The sequence below is a fragment of the Nocardia amamiensis genome (assembly GCF_015477605.1).
Lineage (GTDB): Bacteria > Actinomycetota > Actinomycetes > Mycobacteriales > Mycobacteriaceae > Nocardia > Nocardia amamiensis_A.
In genome coordinates, this window is sequence record NZ_JADLQX010000002.1 from 269,984 (window position 1) to 287,067 (window position 17,084).

Annotated in this window: 18 protein-coding genes and 1 tRNA gene; 14 read left to right on the plus strand and 5 right to left on the minus strand. The window is 67.9% G+C overall.

Annotated features, from left to right (window positions below):
* Positions 1–92: 92 nt before the first annotated feature.
* Positions 93–1,172: a tartrate dehydrogenase gene (locus IU459_RS03740; protein ID WP_195128013.1), complete on the plus strand. Its 1,080-nt coding sequence runs from the start codon at positions 93–95 to the stop codon at positions 1,170–1,172.
* A gap of 141 nt (positions 1,173–1,313) precedes the next feature.
* Here IU459_RS03740 and IU459_RS03745 read toward each other — a convergent pair whose 3' ends face one another.
* From IU459_RS03745 to IU459_RS03760, 4 genes are all read right to left on the minus strand, one after another.
* The gene (locus tag IU459_RS03745) at positions 1,314–1,982 is read right to left on the minus strand and encodes a metal-dependent transcriptional regulator (protein ID WP_195128183.1); all 669 of its coding nucleotides are present in this window, start codon (positions 1,980–1,982) and stop codon (positions 1,314–1,316) included.
* 122 nt (positions 1,983–2,104) lie between these two features.
* Positions 2,105–2,524: a hypothetical protein gene (locus IU459_RS03750; RefSeq protein ID WP_195128014.1), complete on the minus strand. Its 420-nt coding sequence runs from the start codon at positions 2,522–2,524 to the stop codon at positions 2,105–2,107.
* Entirely contained in the window at positions 2,521–3,705 is a 1,185-nt protein-coding gene (locus IU459_RS03755; RefSeq protein ID WP_195128015.1) for an aminotransferase-like domain-containing protein, read from the minus strand. The genes IU459_RS03750 and IU459_RS03755 overlap by 4 nt, the downstream gene beginning before the upstream one ends.
* Position 3,706: 1 nt before the next feature.
* Positions 3,707–4,159 carry a cupin domain-containing protein gene (locus tag IU459_RS03760; RefSeq protein WP_195128016.1) on the minus strand — a complete coding sequence of 151 codons (453 nt, stop codon included), beginning with the start codon at positions 4,157–4,159 and terminating at the stop codon, positions 3,707–3,709.
* Positions 4,160–4,580: 421 nt separating this feature from the next.
* Between IU459_RS03760 and IU459_RS03765 the strand changes: the two genes are divergently transcribed.
* The 5 genes from IU459_RS03765 to IU459_RS03785 all read left to right on the plus strand — a co-directional run bounded on the left by IU459_RS03765 (position 4,581) and on the right by IU459_RS03785 (position 10,662).
* On the plus strand, positions 4,581–5,552 hold the full coding sequence (locus IU459_RS03765; protein WP_195128017.1) for a bifunctional riboflavin kinase/FAD synthetase: 972 nt from the start codon (positions 4,581–4,583) through the stop codon (positions 5,550–5,552).
* Between the two features lie 156 nt (positions 5,553–5,708).
* Complete coding sequence (gene rpsO, locus IU459_RS03770) at positions 5,709–5,978, plus strand: 30S ribosomal protein S15 (RefSeq protein ID WP_039799352.1); 270 nt, start codon at positions 5,709–5,711, stop codon at positions 5,976–5,978.
* Between the two features lie 448 nt (positions 5,979–6,426).
* On the plus strand, positions 6,427–8,703 hold the full coding sequence (locus tag IU459_RS03775) for a polyribonucleotide nucleotidyltransferase (protein WP_195128018.1): 2,277 nt from the start codon (positions 6,427–6,429) through the stop codon (positions 8,701–8,703).
* A gap of 38 nt (positions 8,704–8,741) precedes the next feature.
* Positions 8,742–10,082 (plus strand): M16 family metallopeptidase, encoded by a 1,341-nt coding sequence (locus tag IU459_RS03780; RefSeq protein ID WP_195128184.1) that lies wholly within the window; start codon positions 8,742–8,744, stop codon positions 10,080–10,082.
* A gap of 154 nt (positions 10,083–10,236) precedes the next feature.
* Entirely contained in the window at positions 10,237–10,662 is a 426-nt protein-coding gene (locus tag IU459_RS03785) for a hypothetical protein (RefSeq protein ID WP_195128019.1), read from the plus strand.
* Between the two features lie 21 nt (positions 10,663–10,683).
* Here IU459_RS03785 and IU459_RS03790 read toward each other — a convergent pair whose 3' ends face one another.
* The gene (locus tag IU459_RS03790) at positions 10,684–11,013 is read right to left on the minus strand and encodes a helix-turn-helix domain-containing protein (protein WP_195128020.1); all 330 of its coding nucleotides are present in this window, start codon (positions 11,011–11,013) and stop codon (positions 10,684–10,686) included.
* A gap of 93 nt (positions 11,014–11,106) precedes the next feature.
* On the opposite strand from IU459_RS03790, the gene IU459_RS03795 reads away from it, so the two are divergent.
* From IU459_RS03795 to IU459_RS03830, 8 genes are all read left to right on the plus strand, one after another.
* Positions 11,107–12,324 carry an MFS transporter gene (locus tag IU459_RS03795; protein ID WP_228837288.1) on the plus strand — a complete coding sequence of 406 codons (1,218 nt, stop codon included), beginning with the start codon at positions 11,107–11,109 and terminating at the stop codon, positions 12,322–12,324.
* A 74-nt stretch (positions 12,325–12,398) separates the two neighbouring features.
* Positions 12,399–12,474, plus strand: a tRNA-Gly gene (locus IU459_RS03800).
* Between the two features lie 346 nt (positions 12,475–12,820).
* Positions 12,821–13,711: a manganese catalase family protein gene (locus IU459_RS03805; RefSeq protein WP_195128021.1), complete on the plus strand. Its 891-nt coding sequence runs from the start codon at positions 12,821–12,823 to the stop codon at positions 13,709–13,711.
* A gap of 181 nt (positions 13,712–13,892) precedes the next feature.
* Positions 13,893–14,306, plus strand: a complete 414-nt coding sequence (locus tag IU459_RS03810) for a hypothetical protein (RefSeq protein WP_195128022.1) — start codon at positions 13,893–13,895, stop codon at positions 14,304–14,306.
* Complete coding sequence (locus IU459_RS03815; RefSeq protein ID WP_195128023.1) at positions 14,303–14,503, plus strand: DUF6186 family protein; 201 nt, start codon at positions 14,303–14,305, stop codon at positions 14,501–14,503. Before IU459_RS03810 ends, IU459_RS03815 begins: the two co-directional genes overlap by 4 nt.
* 67 nt (positions 14,504–14,570) lie before the next feature.
* Entirely contained in the window at positions 14,571–15,509 is a 939-nt protein-coding gene (locus tag IU459_RS03820) for an oxidoreductase (protein ID WP_195128024.1), read from the plus strand.
* Positions 15,506–16,069 carry a TetR/AcrR family transcriptional regulator gene (locus IU459_RS03825; protein ID WP_195128025.1) on the plus strand — a complete coding sequence of 188 codons (564 nt, stop codon included), beginning with the start codon at positions 15,506–15,508 and terminating at the stop codon, positions 16,067–16,069. Before IU459_RS03820 ends, IU459_RS03825 begins: the two co-directional genes overlap by 4 nt.
* A gap of 172 nt (positions 16,070–16,241) precedes the next feature.
* Positions 16,242–16,730, plus strand: a complete 489-nt coding sequence (locus IU459_RS03830; protein ID WP_195128026.1) for an FBP domain-containing protein — start codon at positions 16,242–16,244, stop codon at positions 16,728–16,730.
* Positions 16,731–17,084 lie beyond the last annotated feature (354 nt).

Below are 17,084 nucleotides of genomic sequence, written 5' to 3' on the forward strand. Positions count from 1 at the left end.
CCGCGGACAGCCTGGAACCAGAACCACAGCCCGGCTGATATTCGAGACCGTCGGAGGCCAGGTCGGCCGAACACAAGGGAGAGGGACCACGGGTGAGCGGATACCGGATCGCGACCATCCCAGGCGATGGCATCGGCGTCGACGTGACCGCAGAGGCGGTACGAGTGCTCGACGCGGTGCTGCCGGATATCGAATGGACCGAATTCGACTGGTCCTGTGAGCAGTACCTGCGCACGGGCGCGATGATGCCCGCCGACGGTCCGGACCGGCTCGGCCGATTCGACGCGATCCTGCTCGGCGCGGTCGGCTTTCCCGGTGTGCCCGATCATATTTCGCTGTGGGGTCTGCTCATCCCGTTGCGCCGGGCCTTCGGTCAGTACGTCAACCTGCGTCCGGTGCGCCTGCTGCCGGGCACCGAGTCGGCGCTGCGCGGCCGGACCGCTGACGATCTGGACATACTGATCGTGCGAGAGAATTCGGAGGGTGAGTATTCCGAGATCGGCGGCATGCACAATCCCGGCCGGCCCGACGAATTCGTGCTCCAGGAGTCGGTGTTCACCCGTGTCGGGTGCGAACGGATCATTCGCTACGCCTTCGAACGAGCCGCCGAACGCGGCGGGCGCCTCTGCTCGGCCACGAAGTCGAACGGGCTCATCCACTCAATGCCGTACTGGGACAGCGTATTCGAGCGCATCGCCGCGGAGTACCCGCAGGTGACGACGCGCCAGATGCATGTCGACGCGCTGGCCGCCGAGATCGTGCTGCACCCGGACCGCCTCGACGTCATCGTCGGTTCGAATCTGTTCGGCGACATACTCTCCGACCTGGCCGCCGCCGTCACCGGCGGGCTGGGTCTGGCGCCGTCGGGCAACATCAATCCCGACCGCGGTGCCCCGTCGATGTTCGAGGCCGTGCACGGCAGCGCTCCCGACATCGCCGGTCAGGGGATCGCGAATCCGGTCGCGCAGATACTGGCGGGCGCCATGCTGCTCGATCATCTCGGCGAGTCCGCTGCGGCGGTCGCGATCGACCGAGCGGTCGGCGACGTGCTCGCCTCGGGCAATGTCCTGACCCCCGACCTCGGCGGCACCGCCACCACCAGCGACCTCGGCAGTGCCATCGCCACCCGCGCCGCCGAGCTGATCGGCAGGCCCATCACCACCCACGCCTGATCTGTTCTGCGGAAAGTACGGTTCGACAGCGATATTCGGTTGTCCGCGCATTCGCCGGAATTGCTGCGGCAGTTCGAGGACCTCCTGAGCCGGATGCGGTCCACACTCGACGACCGGCTGGCCGCGGACCCACAAGAACGGTCAGCTGGTGAGCCAGATCGCCTCGGCGGCGGGGCGGCCCAAGTCGGTCGGTGACTCCGTCGCGCCGATGCGGACGGCGATGGTACCGGCGAAGTCCCGGCGTTCCACGACCGCGATGGTGGTGTCCAGGGCGATGCCCACGGAGTCGAAGTAGCGCAGCATGTCAGGGTCCGAATCGGAGATCCGGGCGACGCGACCGGATTCACCCGCGGCGAAGTCGCTTAGCCTGCGGGCGGGCGGGGTGGGTACCGCGCCGTCCACCGAGGGGATCGGGTCGCCGTGCGGATCGCGGTCGGGGTAGCCGAGTTTGGCGTCGATGCGCGCCATCAGCAGTTCGGAGACCGCGTGCTCGAGCACCTCGGCCTCGTCGTGCACCTCGTCCCAGCCGTAACCGAGCTCGTTGACCAGGAACGTCTCGATCAACCGGTGCCTGCGCACCATCGCGACGGCGGCACGGCGCCCTTCGGGAGTCAGCGCGATCGCGCCGTAGCGGGCATGCTCGACCAGCCCTTGGTCGGCCAGCTTGCGCACCGCTTCGGAGACGGTCGAGGCGGAGACACCGATCCGCTCCGCGAGCAACTTGGTGGACACCTTATCCTGCGACCACTCCTGCGCCGTCCAGATCACCTTCAGATAGTCCTGGGCGACCGACGAGAGCACCGGCGCGATCGTCGCGGTGCCACCTTGGGCTTCGCCTGGCACAGAGGTGTCGGCCAGCTCGCGTCGCGTGGCGATATCTCGTTTACCGGGCACACACCCGAGCTTAGGCGGGGTGGTGCCGATATACACATTCAGACATCCCGGGCGCCGGAATCCCCGTGGCCGGCGAACGCCGTGCCGTCGAATCTCCGGCCGGTCAGCAGCGCGGTCGCGGGCGGCCGCAGCGGCGCTCCCGTCAGGTCGTAAAACGTTGCTTCGGCTGATCCGGCGAACCGGTCGCCGGTCACCTCGAGCTCGAACGCGACGATCCCTTTGCCGATCACCGCCGGGTCGGCTCGATCGACGACGAACTCCAGGAACGCGCCGGTGACGCGGTTGCCATCGGAGCGCCACGTGCCCATTCCGTTGCTGTCGCTGGTGGCGCGGTTGCCGTAATCCGGGTTGGACTGCAGCATCGTGCCGCCGGGATGGAATTGCATCACGTGGTAGGCGAACGGAGCCCCGTCGGCGGTCACCTCCCAGGTGCCGAGGACGGGATGCCGGTCACTCATGTGGCCTCCTCGCAGAGTGCGGCCAGCACCGCGATGCCCCGGTCGATATCGTCTCCCGGCACGTTGGCGAAGCTCAGCCGCATCGTGTTGCGGTGGTCGGCGTCGTCGGCGTAGAAGGCGCTTCCCGGCAGGAAGGCGACACCCTCCCGCAGCGCCGTGCCCAGCAGCGCATCGGCGTCGAACCCCTGCGGGCCCTCCACCCACAGAAACATCCCGCCGTCGGGCGCGACCCACTGGAAGCCCGGCGGGAAGTGCCGCTCCACGGCGTCGGCCAGGGTGTCCAATTTGGCCGAGTACACCTCGACGAGGCGAGCGAGGTGCGCCGCCCCCGCCGCGCTGCCCAGGAACTCGGCGGCAATCGCCTGGCAGTACGTCGAGGTTTGCATATCGATGCCTTGCTTCAAAGCGAGCACACTGCGCAAGAGGTCCGGAGGCATGACGGTGATGCCGACACGAAGGGCCGGGGCAAGCGTTTTCGACAGCGAGGTGATGTAGACCGAATTGTCCGGTGCGAAGGACACGAGCGCGGGCGGTGCCACGCCGCGGTAGCGCAGGTCGGCATAGACGTCGTCCTCGATCACCAGCGTGTCGTGTCCGACGACGATCTGGGCGATCTGTTCACGCCGCGGAGTCGGCATCGTTCGCCCGGTCGGATTCTGGAAAGTCGGCAAGAGGTACACGAATGCGGCGTCATATCGGGCCAGTGCTTCCTCGAGTGCTTCCGGCACGATTCCGAAATCGTCCGACGGGACCCCGACAACGGTGGCGCCATGGCTACGGAATTCTTTGACCGCGGGCCCGTAGGTCGGGGTTTCCACCAGTACCACGTCCTGGGGGTCGAGCAGCGCCAAACATACGTTGTGCAATGCCCCGGATCCGCCCGTGGAGATGTGCAAGCTGTCGGGAGAGCATCGAATTCCGCGGGTGCGCAGAAGGTTTCGGGCTTCGTCCAGGAGCGGGCCGAATCCCTGGGTCATGCCGTACTGGAGGACGGCGCTTCCGTACTTGCCGATGACGTCCCGGGACAGCGCCGAGACGAGTTCGCCGGGCAGCAGTGCCGGGTCCGGCGCCCCGACGGCGAAGGAGACGACGTCAGGGCGCTTTGCGAGCGCCGCGAAGATGTCATCGATCGGCCCGCTGGCCACCGCGGCCGCGCCGCTGCTGCGTTTGACGAGCGCCATCTCACGAACCGGCCCGGTCACGGCGCAGGCGGGCAACGACTTCCGGCACGCGGGCGTCGTATTCCGGCGTCAGCACCACGTCGTCGTTGAACAAAGGGTCGGTTCGCATTTCCAGCGCGACGAGGTCGTCGGCCTCGGCCAAGTTCACCGCCACGTGCACGACGCCGTCCGGGATGTAGATGAACTCGCCGGGGCCGTGGAAATAGGGCCTCAGGTCCGGGCCGATCAGCGTGACCGCGCTACCGCGTAGGCAGACGACGACGATCTCGCTGTGCGCGTGGTAATGCGCCCTCGATACCGCGGCCGGAGCCATGTTGACCATGCCCGCCGAGATGCCGGTCGCACCGCAGGTTTCGGTGGTGACGCAGGGGACGAGGCGTTGTCGCTGCCGCCCGATTGTCTCCGCCGAATCGGACGGGTTGATCACACGAACCTGCTTGACTGCACTTTTCATGACTACTCCGGGGGCACTTCCGTCGCCAACGAAATCGGACGCTAGACGATTCGCGCTACTTGGGCGAGAAGAGCTTCTCGAGCCTGGAAAACCGTGGATGTACCGACTCTTTCGCGTACCCGTCCGGTGCGTTTCGGGTTGACGAAGTTTCCGTCGGGGATGTCGCGAACTGCGACGTTGTGCCGCAACGATCCGCACCGTGCAGCAGGGCGCGGTCACCGTTCGGCTATCTCCCGGATAGGGGGCGGGCATCCCCCAGGAGGTGGATCCGTTGCGATCAGGGAATCCACGGGCCGACGATGCGGATGGGCCGAGGTCCCTGCACCCCGCGATAGCTCGTCGGTTCCAGGCATCGGAATCGTTGTGTGACGTCGGCACGCCCGAATACTGTTCGCTACCTGATATGCGTAGGCTGCGCACTGTGCAGAGATGGCGAAGTCTCGACGAGGTGCCCGCGGATTGGGGGCGCTGCGTCCTCACGATCGGTGTGTTCGACGGTGTGCACCGCGGCCACGCGCAACTGATCAGCCGGGCCGTGAAGTCCGCCGCCGCACGCGGCATGCCCGCGGTACTGATGACCTTCGATCCGCACCCGATGGAGGTCGTCCGCCCCGGCTCCCATCCGGCTCAGCTGACCACCCTGACCCGCCGCGCCGAATTGGCCGAGGAACTGGGCGTCGACGTGTTCTGCGTCATGCCGTTCACCCAGGAATTCATGAAGCTGACCCCCGCCCGGTACGTCCACGATCTGCTGGTCGAGCGCTTGCACGTGGTCGAGGTGGTGGTCGGTGACAACTTCACCTTCGGCAAGAAGGCCGCCGGGACGGTCGAGACCATGCGGGAGCTCGGTCACCGATTCGGGTTCGAGGTCGACGCGGTGACACTGCTCGGCGAACACGCGGTCACCTTCTCCTCGACCTACATCCGCGCTTGCGTCGACGCGGGCGACATGGCGGCCGCGGCCGAGGCGCTGGGCCGGCCGCATCGGGTCGAGGGTGTCGTGGTGCACGGCGACGGCCGCGGCAAGAAGCTGGGCTTTCCCACCGCGAACGTCGCGCCGCCGATGCACGCCGCGATCCCGGCCGACGGCGTGTACGCGGGGTGGTTCACCGTGCTCGGACCCGGGCCCACGATCGGCACCGTCACACCGGGTGAGCGGGCCATGGCCGCCATCTCGGTGGGCACCAACCCGACGTTCTCCGGTCGTGCCCGCACGGTCGAGGCGTACGTGCTCGACCGCGAGGCCGACCTCTACGGCCAGCACGTCGCGGTCGATTTCGTCGAGCACGTCCGCGGCCAGCGCAAGTTCGACTCGGTGGACGAGCTCATCGAGACCATGGGCCGTGACGTGGAGACCGCGCGCAAGATCCTCACCGCCGGCGACGATCGGTGAGCGTCGAGCCCGCAGGGGTGGAACGCGCCCGCGATTTCGGCGGGGACGTGCTGGTCCGGTAGGGTGGACGCTCGGGTTTGCTGCGGTCCGCGGCGGCGCCCGCACCGGGTGACCGGGTCTTCGAGCGCGGAACTGAGAAACAGGAGTGGATGCCCCATGGCACTGACCACCGAGCAGAAGTCGGCGATTCTCGCCGAGTACGGCCTGCACGAGAAGGACACCGGTTCGCCGGAGGCGCAGATCGCGCTGCTGTCCAAGCGGATCGCCGACATCACCGAGCACCTCAAGAAGCACAAGCACGACCACCACACCCGCCACGGTCTGATGGCGCTGATCGGTCGTCGCAAGCGGCTGTCGAAGTACCTGCAGGACAACGACATCAACCGCTACCGTTCGCTGATCGAGCGTCTCGGGCTGCGGCGGTAATTCTTCTTCGACTCGCGTCCGAGCGGCCGGCGCCTACGACTTCATCGCGTACGCGTCGGCCGTTCGGTGTTCGAGGGTCCGAGCGATAGCTCGATCCATGCCGTGGCCGAGGCGGTCGATAGCTCGGCGAACGGGGAGACGTACAATCTTTTCGTTGGCTACTTGTGTATCAGGGGCGAATATGTCCCGTCGCACGACAACATTGCACAGCCGTATGCACCCGCCCGCGTGGCGTCGGTCTTCGGTAGTGGCCTTTCGGCTGAGTTTTCGCGCCGTCGGGCTTCGATCGATGACCGCCTCCGCGTCGCCGTCTCCAAGGGGATTCGGCCGGGTGTGCGCGTCGCAGCCAGGAGGGTTGCCGCGCGCCCGTGCCCGGTACGGCTGACGACAGCCGGATCGCGCTCACCACGCGCTCGAGCCGGCGAAGACGAGAGGTTGAGAGAGAAGAATGACTGAAACAACTGAGCGCAGGACTTCGGCCGTCGAGGTCGAGCCCGGCGTCTTCGAATCCGTCGCGCTGATCGACAACGGCAGCTACGGCACCCGCACCGTCCGGTTCGAGACCGGGCGCCTGGCCCGGCAGGCCGCCGGTTCGGTGGTCGCCTACCTGGACGACGAGACCATGCTGCTGTCGGCCACCACCGCAGGCAAGCAGCCCAAGGACCAGTTCGACTTCTTCCCGCTGACGGTCGACGTCGAGGAGCGGATGTACGCCGCTGGCCGCATCCCCGGATCGTTCTTCCGCCGCGAGGGCCGTCCCACCACCGACGCGATCCTGACCTGCCGCCTGATCGACCGTCCGCTGCGTCCGTCGTTCGTCGACGGCCTGCGCAACGAGATCCAGGTCGTGGTCACCGTGCTGAGCCTGGACCCGAAGGATCTCTACGACGTGGTGGCGATCAACGCCGCGTCCGCGTCCACCCAGCTCGCCGGCCTGCCGTTCTCCGGCCCGGTCGGCGGCGTGCGCGTCGCGCTGATCGAGGGGCAGTGGGTGGCGTTCCCGACCACCGAGCAGCTCGAGAACGCCGTGTTCGACATGGTCGTCGCGGGCCGTGTGGTCGAGTCCGGTGACGTCGCCATCATGATGGTCGAGGCCGAGGCGACCGAGAACGTCATCGCGCTGGTCGAGGGCGGCGCGCAGGCCCCGACCGAGGCCGTCGTGGCCGAGGGCCTCGAGGCCGCCAAGCCGTTCATCGCCCGCCTCTGCCGCGCGCAGCAGGACCTGGCCGAACTGGCTGCCAAGCCCACCGAGGAGTTCCCGCTCTTCCCGCCGTACGGCCAGGACATCTACGAGGCCGTCGAGGGCACCGCCAAGCGCGAGCTGAGCGAGGCGCTGAGCATCGCGGGCAAGCAGGAGCGCGAGGAGAAGATCGACGAGATCAAGCTCGCCGTGCTCGATCGTCTCGGCGACGACTTCGCCGGGCGCGAGAAGGAGCTCGGCTCGGCGTTCCGCTCGGTCACCAAGAAGCTGGTGCGCCAGCGCATCCTGTCCGACGGCTTCCGCATCGACGGCCGCGGTCTCGCCGACATCCGCGCGCTGTCGGCCGAGGTGGCGGTCGTGCCGCGGGCGCACGGCTCGGCGCTGTTCGAGCGCGGCGAGACCCAGATCCTGGGCGTCACCACGCTCGACATGGTGAAGATGGCCCAGCAGGTCGACTCGCTCGGCCCGGAGACCAGCAAGCGCTACATGCACCACTACAACTTCCCGCCGTTCTCCACCGGTGAGACCGGCCGCGTCGGTTCGCCCAAGCGCCGCGAGATCGGCCACGGCGCGCTGGCCGAGCGGGCGCTGATCCCGGTGCTGCCCAGCCAGGAGGAGTTCCCGTACGCCATCCGTCAGGTCTCCGAGGCGCTGGGCTCCAACGGCTCCACCTCGATGGGCTCGGTGTGCGCCTCCACCCTGTCGCTGCTGAACGCCGGTGTGCCGCTGAAGGCGCCGGTCGCCGGTATCGCCATGGGCCTGGTGTCCGACACCATCAGCAACGACCAGGGCGAGGACGAGGTCCGCTACGTCGCGCTGACCGACATCCTGGGCGCCGAAGACGCCTTCGGCGACATGGACTTCAAGGTCGCGGGCACCCGCGAGTTCGTCACCGCGCTGCAGCTGGACACCAAGCTGGACGGCATCCCCTCGCAGGTGCTGGCCGGTGCGCTGAGCCAGGCGCACGACGCGCGCACCACCATCCTGGACGTGATGGCCGAGGCCATCGCGTCCCCGGACGAGATGAGCCCGTACGCGCCGCGCGTCACCGCGATCAAGATCCCGGTCGACAAGATCGGCGAGGTGATCGGCCCCAAGGGCAAGGTGATCAACCAGATCACCGAGGACACCGGCGCCAACATCTCCATCGAGGACGACGGCACCGTGTTCGTCGGCGCGACCGACGGCCCGTCGGCGCAGGCCGCGATCGACGCGATCAACGCCATCGCCAACCCGCAGCTGCCCAAAGTCGGCGAGCGCTTCCTCGGCACGGTCGTCAAGACCACCGCCTTCGGCGCGTTCGTCTCGCTGCTGCCCGGCCGCGACGGCCTGGTGCACATCTCGAAGCTGGGCAACGGCAAGCGGGTGGCCAAGGTCGAGGACGTGGTGAACGTCGGTGACAAGCTGCGCGTGGAGATCGCCGACATCGACAACCGCGGCAAGATCTCGCTGGTGCCGGTCGACGAGACCGCCGAGGAGTCCGGCGACGACGCGGCCGATGCGGGCTCGGCCGGGACCGAGTAGTACTTGTCTCTGTGACGAAGAAGAAGACGACAACCCCTCTGCTCAACACCGGGCGGGGGGGTTCGTCACTCGAGCTGCGGGCAGACACGGACAGCGGAGTTCGGCGCACCGTGCTGCCCGGTGGATTGCGCGTGGTGACCGAGCACCTGCCCGGGGTGCGCTCGGCGTCCATCGGCGTCTGGGTGGGAGTCGGGTCGCGCGACGAAGGCCCGACGGTCGCGGGTGCCGCGCATTTCCTGGAACACCTGCTGTTCAAGGCGACCCCGACGCGGTCGGCACTCGACATCGCCGAGGCGATGGACGCGGTCGGCGGCGAACTCAACGCGTTCACCGCCAAGGAACAGACCTGCTACTACGCGCATGTCCTCGACGAGGACCTGCCGCTGGCCGTCGACATGGTCTCCGACGTGGTGCTCAATGGTCTGTGCCGGGCGGTGGACGTGGACCTGGAACGTCAGGTCGTGCTCGAGGAGATCGCCATGCGCGACGACGACCCCGAGGACCTGGTCGGCGACGCGTTCCTGACCGCGCTGTTCGGCGACCACCCGATCGGGCGTCCGGTGATCGGCTCGGTCGAATCCATCGAGGCCATGCGCCCGGACCAGCTGCGGTCCTTCCACGTGCGCCGCTACCGTCCCGACCGGATGGTGGTCGCGGTGGCGGGCAATGTGGAGCACGACCACACGGTGGAATTGGTGCACCGCGCCTTCGAGAACCGGCTCGATCCCGCGGCGACGCCCGCGCGGCGACGCGAGGGGAGGTTCCGCCCGCACGGCGCTCCGCAGCTGCAGTGGAACCGCCGAGACAGCGAACAGGCGCACCTCGCCTTCGGCGTGCGCGCCTTCGGACGGCACGAAGGGGAGCGGCGCTGGCCGCTGTCGGTGCTCAACACGGTGGTCGGCGGCGGGCTGAGTTCGCGGCTGTTCCAACGCATCCGGGAAGAACGCGGGCTGGCCTACTCGGTGTACTCCAGCGTCGACACCTTCGCCGACACCGGTGCGTTCTCGGTGTACATCGGCTGCCAGCCGGAGAACCTCGGCAACGTGGCGGCCTTGGCGCGCGGCGTGCTGGAAGAGGTGGCGGCCGACGGCATCAGCGACGCCGAGTGCGCCCGCGCCAAGGGCTCGCTGCGCGGCGGTCTGGTGCTCGGCCTGGAGGACTCCGCCTCGCGCATGAACCGGCTCGGGCGCAGCGAACTCAGTTACGGCAACCACCGCAGCGTGTCGGAGACCCTGGCTCGCATCGACGCCGTCACCACCGACGAGGTTTCCGCGGTCGCGCGGACGCTGCTGGCGCGGCCGTTCGCGGCGTCGGTCGCCGGGCCGTACAAGCGCGTCCGTGAGCTGCCCGCGGCCGTCCGGCGGCTGGTCCCGAACTGATCCCGGCGGGCCGCGGTCCTGGCCAAACCCGCGGCTCGGCGCGCAATTCCTTGGCGCGATACTGTTTCGGCCGTCTTGCCGTCCTCCGCGTCGGCAAGGCGCTGAACTCGATTGTCCGGGTGCCGAACCCGGCGATTTCTGGCAAGGAGTCGAGATGAACCGTACGTATCGTGCCCTTCGCGTGCTGGGCGCGATCTCGCTGCCGATCCTGGTGCTGGCCGGGTGCGGCGGGGAGGACGCGGACGCCGCGGGCAAGCCCGGCGAGCCGACCGCGGCCGCGCTGCGCGGGAAGGCGACCGAGCTGAACGCCGCTCTGGCAAGTCACGATTACGCGGCCGCTTACCAATTCCGTTCCGCCCGATGCAAGCTCACGCTGAACCAGGACGATTACGTGGCGTCCATGGCGCAGCTCTACGACGGCAGGGACCTGAAGACCAAGCCGTCCGAGGTCAGCGTCACCACGTCGGGGACGACGGGATCGGTTACGGTCAAGAACTTCGACGCCCGCGCGGCCGAGGACGACGCGAAGCCCAAGACCTGGACGTTCATCGACGGGCAGTGGCGCTTCGACAACTGCTGAACGCGTGCTCGCCCCGCCGGGTCACTCGGTGTGGGAGCGATTGGCGGCGTCGACGATCGCCGGGATCACGCCCGGCAGCGCGGATTCCAGGTCGTCGACGCGCAAGCGCTGGCAGGTGTGGCCATCCACGATCAGGCGCTCGGTGACGCCCGCCTCACGCAGGATCTTGAAGTGGTGAGTGGCGGTGGACTTGTTGATTGCTTCGTAGAGCGCGCCGCAGCGCACGGCCGTACCCGCATTGCTGAGCCGGCGCACCATCTCCAGGCGCACCGGATCCTGCAGCGCGCCGAGCACGGTGGACAGCCCGGCCACCGGAGGCGAGTCCTGCGCTGTGTCATTGGCGTCGGCCATGATCTGGCTCACTCTCAGGTTTGATGATTGTCGTACCGGATGTATCGTCGACTGCGGTTCGATCACTATCAAACTTACCTGATCGGAGATCTGATGGCAGCGACGATGGCGGTGGCCGCCGACGAGCAGACCGCGCAGCGCTGGGCCTACGCCTTGATTCTCGCGGCCAGCGGCGTCGCACTCGGGGTGTCCGGTGTGCCCGCGCCGCTCTACGGCATCTACGAGACGCAGTGGCATCTCTCGCCGCTCACCACGACCATCGTGTTCGCCGTCTATGCCATAGCAGCGCTCGGCGCCGTGCTGGTCTCCGGCCGGATCTCCGACGTGGTGGGCCGAAAACCGGTGCTGCTGGGCGCCTTCGGCACGATGATCGTCGGATTGGTGGTGTTCGTGCTGGCCGACAGCGTGCCCATGCTGCTGCTCGCGCGGGCGCTGCACGGGATGGCGGTCGGATCGACCGTGGTGGCGGGCGCTGCCGCGCTGCTGGATCTGCGGCCACACCGAGGAGCGCGGTCCGGGCAGCTCAGCGGCGTCGCGTTCAATGTCGGTATGGCGGTGGCGATTCTGGGCTCGGCCTTGCTGGCGCAGTACGCCCCGCATCCGCTGCGCACACCCTATGTTGTGATCACCGTCGTCTGCCTGGCGATCGGCGCCGGCGTGCTCGCACTGCGGGAACCGCACTCCGCGCGGGTGTCCGGACGCATCCGGATCGCGAAACCGGCTGTTCCGCCGGAAATCCGGGGCGACTTCTGGTTTTCCGCGATCGGCGTGATGGCGGCCTGGTCGGTGCTCGGCGTGCTGCTGTCGCTGTACCCGTCGCTGGCGGCGCAGCAGACCGGCATCCACAATCTGGTCTTCGGCGGCACGGTGGTCGCCTCGACCGCACTCTCCGGCGCGACCGCCCAGCTGTTCGCGACCGGTGTGCCGGCACGGTGGGCCGCGATCCTCGGCGACACCGGCATGGCGCTGTCGCTGCTGTCGACCGTGCCCGCGCTGGCCACGCACAACTGGGTCGCGGTCCTCGTCGCCGGCGTGACGCTCGGGGCGACCTTCGGCCTCGGCTTCGGCGGTTCGCTGCGTCATCTGTCGGACGTTGTGCCGCAACACAAGCGGGGCGAGACGATGTCGGCGTACTACCTGCTGGCCTACTCGGCCATGGCCCTGCCCACGATCCTGGCCGGGTGGGCCGCCACCACGTGGGGGTTGAGCACCGTGTTCCCGTGGTTCGTCGGCGTGGTGGCGGTGGCCTGCCTGATCGCTGCCGGGCTCGGCCTGCGCCGCAATCGGGCGACGGCCGAGCAGGCGGCATGAGCGGCGATTGGCTTTTCCCGCCGGGTGTCGGCTAATGTTCTGTGTCGCATCACGGACAACACCGCGATGCGAGTGCGGATGTAGCGCAGCTGGTAGCGCATCACCTTGCCAAGGTGAGGGTCGCGGGTTCGAATCCCGTCATCCGCTCCACGAATAATCGTCTTCTGAGGCAGCGATCGCCAACACGGACAATCTGAAGCGATCCGCGAATCGAAACTTCGGTCAGTGCTGGTCACACTCGACCCCTCGTGTCGCTGCGAACACCTGGCAGCCCCGGCCCGTATCGTCGCCATGTACGAGAAATGCGTATTTTTGCTCGTCCCCGGTCTGGTACGGCACTGGAGGCGGAGCGAGGGCGGCCCACACCACGAGCCGCCCGCGCCGGTCCGATGCTGAGAGCGCTATTCAGACGTCCTGACGTCGAGCTCGGTTTCCATGGGATTTTGCCGGATAGCCGGTGGATCGTCGAACAGCCACCACACTGGTAAGGAGAGCGATGTTCACCCATAACAAAGAGCTCCAGTTCGAGGTACGCGTGGACCGGCCTGATCCGCGTTTCGCGACATTGCTGCAAGAGCAGTTCGGCGGCGCCAACGGTGAACTGAAAGCCGCCATGCAGTACTTCAGTCAGGCGTTCCTGCTGCGTCGCAAGCATCCCAAGATCTACGACCTTTTCATGGACATCGCGACCGAGGAATTCAGCCACCTCGAGATCGTCGGCTCCATGATCACCATGCTGCTCGACGGGCTCAACGACGATTTGAAGCAGGCCAACGAGCGGTGTGACTGGATGCCGGTCGTGTCGACCTCCGGCGGACGCGACCAGGCCATCCACCAGGTCGCGATGAACCCGGTGTACTTCGCGCTGACCGGCGGCGGCGTCGACGTGAGCAACTCCGCGGGCGTGCCGTGGTCGGGCGCCTACGTCAACGCCAACGGTGAACCGTCGGTGGATCTGCGCAGCAACCTCGCGGCGGAATCGCGGGCCAAGATCGTCTACGAGTACCTCAAGCAGTTCACCGACGACCCGGGCGTGCAAGACACGCTGTCGTTCCTGATGACCAGGGAAGTCGCGCACTTCCAGCAGTTCACGGCCGCCCTCAACGAACTGCCGGTCAACTTCCCACCTGGCGTATTGCCCGGCGACGATCGGTTCCAGAACGTCGCGTTCAACATGTCCAACGGCGCCGCGAGCGCCCGGGGACCCTGGAACGAAGGGCAAGGCCCCTGGCCCTCGGGCACGGAATGGCGCTACATCGACAACCCTGTCGCCGAATGGCTCCCCTCCGATGAGCACGCGAACCATGGCGCCGAAAACAACCCGCAGGGCGAACCCGCGGTGCGGGGCAGCAAGCCGTTCACCCACGAATCGCACATACCCGGCTGAGCCGGTCTTTCGCAGATAGCCCCGGCGACGGCGCGGCCCATGGTCGCGCCGTCGCAGTTTGTGCCGGTCGTGCCGGTGTAGCGAGAAAACGCTCGGATGGCGGAGACCAGGTGTGCGGCCTCGATAACCGCAAATGAGAAATGTGCCGGGGACGGTTGCCCGAGAGCCATATTCTGCCAATGTGACCACCGAACCGGCATCCCCGGCACGACCATTCCGGCGACGGGTCGCGCTGCTGGCCGCTGGTGGAATGCTGGCGGTCGGTGGCGCCGCCACCCGGCGGTTCAGCTGGTCGGCCACGGCGTTGGTGGCCGTGCTCACGGTCGTGGCTTCGGCGCTGGCCTGGCGTGCGCGGCCCGTGCGGACTGCACCGAGCGCCCGGCTGCGGCGAGGCGTGGCACTGTGGTCGACGTTGCTGGTCGCGGCGGCGATCTGGGAGGTCTATGCCTTTGCGCGGCAACCGGATCGGATGCGGCCGAGTGTGGAACACCCGACCTTGTCGACGCTGCTGGATCCGGCACTCGAGCAGTGGCCGCTGCGGTTGGCCGGCTGGTTGGTGTGGCTGGGTGCCGGCTGGTGGCTGGTGTCGCGATGAGCGATCGGGCGATTGTCGTCATCGGGTTCGCGCTGGTCCTGGTGGCCACGCTAGGCGCGGTCGTACTGACGCACGTTCGCCGGGATCTGGTCGCGCCGGTCGGTGAAACGGTCAGGTACTTGACCCGCACTCGGGCGGCGCGCATCGCCGCCGTTCTTGTCTGGGCATGGCTCGGCTGGCACTTTCTGGCGCGGTAGGGAAACAGGGTGCTGCATCGGTGGTACTGTGGAGACGACCGAATGAACATTCAATCAGGAGGTCCTGATGTTCTGGAGTGCAGCGCAGATCCCGGACCAGCGCGGCCGGACGGCCGTGGTGACCGGCGCCAATAGTGGATTGGGACTCGAAACCGCGCGACAGCTCGCCGCGAAGGGCGCGCATGTCGTGATGGCAGTACGGAATCAGCGAAAAGCGGAGGCCGCGGTCGAGGAGATTCGCGGCAGCGCGCCGGATGCCTCGCTCGAGCTGGTGGCGTTGGATCTCGCGTCCCAAGCGTCGGTCCGGGCCGCGGCCGAGCAGATCCTCGGCGCCCATGAGCGTGTCGACCTGCTGGTCAACAATGCCGGTGTCATGGCGATCGGTGAGACCAAGACCGTCGACGGGTTCGAGACGCAGTTCGGTGTGGACCATCTCGGGCATTGGACACTGACCGCGCTGCTGATGCCCGCATTGCGGCGGGCCCATGGCGCGCGGGTCGTCACGGTGACGAGCACGGCGCATCACATGGGCCGCGCCGTCGATCCGGCCAACCCGCACCTCGATGGCCGCTACCGGCCGTGGCGCGCCTACGGGCAGGCCAAACTCGCCAACTTCCACTTCGGCCTCGGCCTGCAGCGCGAGTTCGACAAGGCGGGCGCGGCCACGGCGAGCCTGATCGCGCATCCGGGGTTGTCGGACACCAACCTGCAAGCGGTCAGCGTAGAAGAGTCCGGCGGAGGTCTCACTCAGCGCATCGGCCTCTGGGCAGCCCGGCACACGGGCATGTCCGCGGCCGACGGGGCGTTGCCACAGCTGCGTGCGGCGACGGACCCGGCGGCGAAGGGCGGCGAGTTCTACGGGCCGCTGTACGTCAACAACGGGCCGCCGGTACGCAAGCCGATATTCCGCAGGTTCGGCATGAGCACCGCGATCGCGAAGCTGTGGGAGGTCTCCGAGCGCGAGACCGGGGTGTCGATCGACGTGTCCGCCCCGGCGGGCAGATGACGACGGCGCCGGTGGACCGCGCCGCCGCGGTCCGCCGGTCGCTGCGTACTTTGGTGGCGCGCAATGGTTTTCACGGCACCTCGATGAACGCCGTCGCCAAACAGGCCGGTGTGGCGACCGGCACCGCCTACACGCACTACGCGTCCAAGGACGAACTGGTGCTGGCCGCCTACCGGGAAACGAAGGCTCAGCTCGCGGCGGCCGCCACGACCGGCCTAGATGCCGGTATGCCGCCGGCGGAGCGTTTTCGCGGTGTCTGGGTGAACAGCTACCGCTATCTCGAAGCACACCGCGATCACGCCCGTTTCCTGCTGCAGGTCGACAACTCGCCGTATCGCGAGGCCGCCCATCAGGCAGCGATCGCCGACGGTGACCCGCTGGTGGAGCAGGTGGCGCTGCCCGACGTCGCCGCCCGGCTGCTGCCGCTGCCGCTCGAGGTGCTCTACGAACTGGGCCTCGCGCCCGCCGTGCGGCTCGCGGCCGGCGGAATGGAGCTGACCGAGGACCAGCTCGGCGACATCGCCGCCGCGTGCTGGCGGGCGATCAGCCGACCGGGCTGAGTCCGGAGCCCGGCTCGGTCTCCAGCCGAACCCGCCGTCGTCGCGGTCGCCGAGCGGATCCGGCCGCGCATCGCTTTGCGCCTGATCGTCCCGGAAAAATCCGTTGTCCGGGACGGGATCGGACCGTAGCGTCCCTTCGGTTTGTCCACCGATCAACCGAAGGAGAACCGTCATGGAACCCGTCACCGAACGCGACATCCGATCGTCGTTCGTCAACTGTTCGAAGGGAGATGCCAAGCGGCTGCCCGTGCCAAGGGACCTGGACGAGCGGCCATGGGACGATCTGGACTTTCTCGGCTGGAGCGATCCTTCCTTGCCCGGCCGGGGCTACCTCGTCGTCCCGCAGGATGACCGCCTGGTCGGCGTCGCGCTGCGCTACGCCACCGGCGGCAACGGCCGGGCACAGATGTGCACGATCTGCCTGACCGGCCACGTCGGCGGCGGCGTATCCCTGATGACCGCGCACAAGGCGGGGGAATCCGGGCGGCGAGGTAACTCGGTCGGAACCTACATGTGCACCGATCTCGCCTGCCCGCTGTACGCGCGCAACAAGAAACGGCCCGCGCTCGGGAGCCGCTATCGAGAGGATCTCACGCTCGAGGAGAAGATCGAACGGGTGCGCGACAACATGACCGCGTTCCTCGCCAAGCTCTACGCCTGATCCTGCTCTCGATACCTGTCCACCCGGCAGCCGACGAGCTGCCCGCCCGAACGGAGGTAGATGCCATGTGCCGACACTCGAGGATCACCGGTCGAGCCGCCCGGGTTCTGCGGCTACACCGCAACAGGACCCGGGCGGTGCCGGATTCCTCGCCGGTCGTGTCGGCCCGGATTGCCCGGACCGTCCCGTCCGGCGAGGAATCCGCATTGCCAGAGCGGTTGGATCCCAATAGATTCCGTCTGGGCGATGCGCCCGCGGACGCATTATTGCGGCGGGTCCTGGCGCGCGGGTTCCCATCTCGCACAAGCTCGGTGCACCGGGCACGCGGTCGGGAGCGGCCGCCGCCGCTAGAGC

Excerpts from the sequence above, each read along its gene's own strand:
- IU459_RS03760 (WP_195128016.1), bottom strand. The coding sequence starts at position 4,159 with ATGAAAAGTGCAGTCAAGCAGGTTCGTGTGATCAACCCGTCCGATTCG.
- IU459_RS03795 (WP_228837288.1), top strand. The coding sequence starts at position 11,107 with ATGGCAGCGACGATGGCGGTGGCCGCCGACGAGCAGACCGCGCAGCGC.
- IU459_RS03830 (WP_195128026.1), top strand. The coding sequence starts at position 16,242 with ATGGAACCCGTCACCGAACGCGACATCCGATCGTCGTTCGTCAACTGT.
- IU459_RS03750 (WP_195128014.1), bottom strand. The coding sequence starts at position 2,524 with ATGAGTGACCGGCATCCCGTCCTCGGCACCTGGGAGGTGACCGCCGAC.
- IU459_RS03785 (WP_195128019.1), top strand. The coding sequence starts at position 10,237 with ATGAACCGTACGTATCGTGCCCTTCGCGTGCTGGGCGCGATCTCGCTG.
- IU459_RS03775 (WP_195128018.1), top strand. The coding sequence starts at position 6,427 with ATGACTGAAACAACTGAGCGCAGGACTTCGGCCGTCGAGGTCGAGCCC.
- IU459_RS03755 (WP_195128015.1), bottom strand. The coding sequence starts at position 3,705 with ATGGCGCTCGTCAAACGCAGCAGCGGCGCGGCCGCGGTGGCCAGCGGG.
- IU459_RS03815 (WP_195128023.1), top strand. The coding sequence starts at position 14,303 with ATGAGCGATCGGGCGATTGTCGTCATCGGGTTCGCGCTGGTCCTGGTG.
- rpsO (WP_039799352.1), top strand. The coding sequence starts at position 5,709 with ATGGCACTGACCACCGAGCAGAAGTCGGCGATTCTCGCCGAGTACGGC.
- IU459_RS03790 (WP_195128020.1), bottom strand. The coding sequence starts at position 11,013 with ATGGCCGACGCCAATGACACAGCGCAGGACTCGCCTCCGGTGGCCGGG.
- IU459_RS03805 (WP_195128021.1), top strand. The coding sequence starts at position 12,821 with ATGTTCACCCATAACAAAGAGCTCCAGTTCGAGGTACGCGTGGACCGG.
- IU459_RS03820 (WP_195128024.1), top strand. The coding sequence starts at position 14,571 with ATGTTCTGGAGTGCAGCGCAGATCCCGGACCAGCGCGGCCGGACGGCC.
- IU459_RS03825 (WP_195128025.1), top strand. The coding sequence starts at position 15,506 with ATGACGACGGCGCCGGTGGACCGCGCCGCCGCGGTCCGCCGGTCGCTG.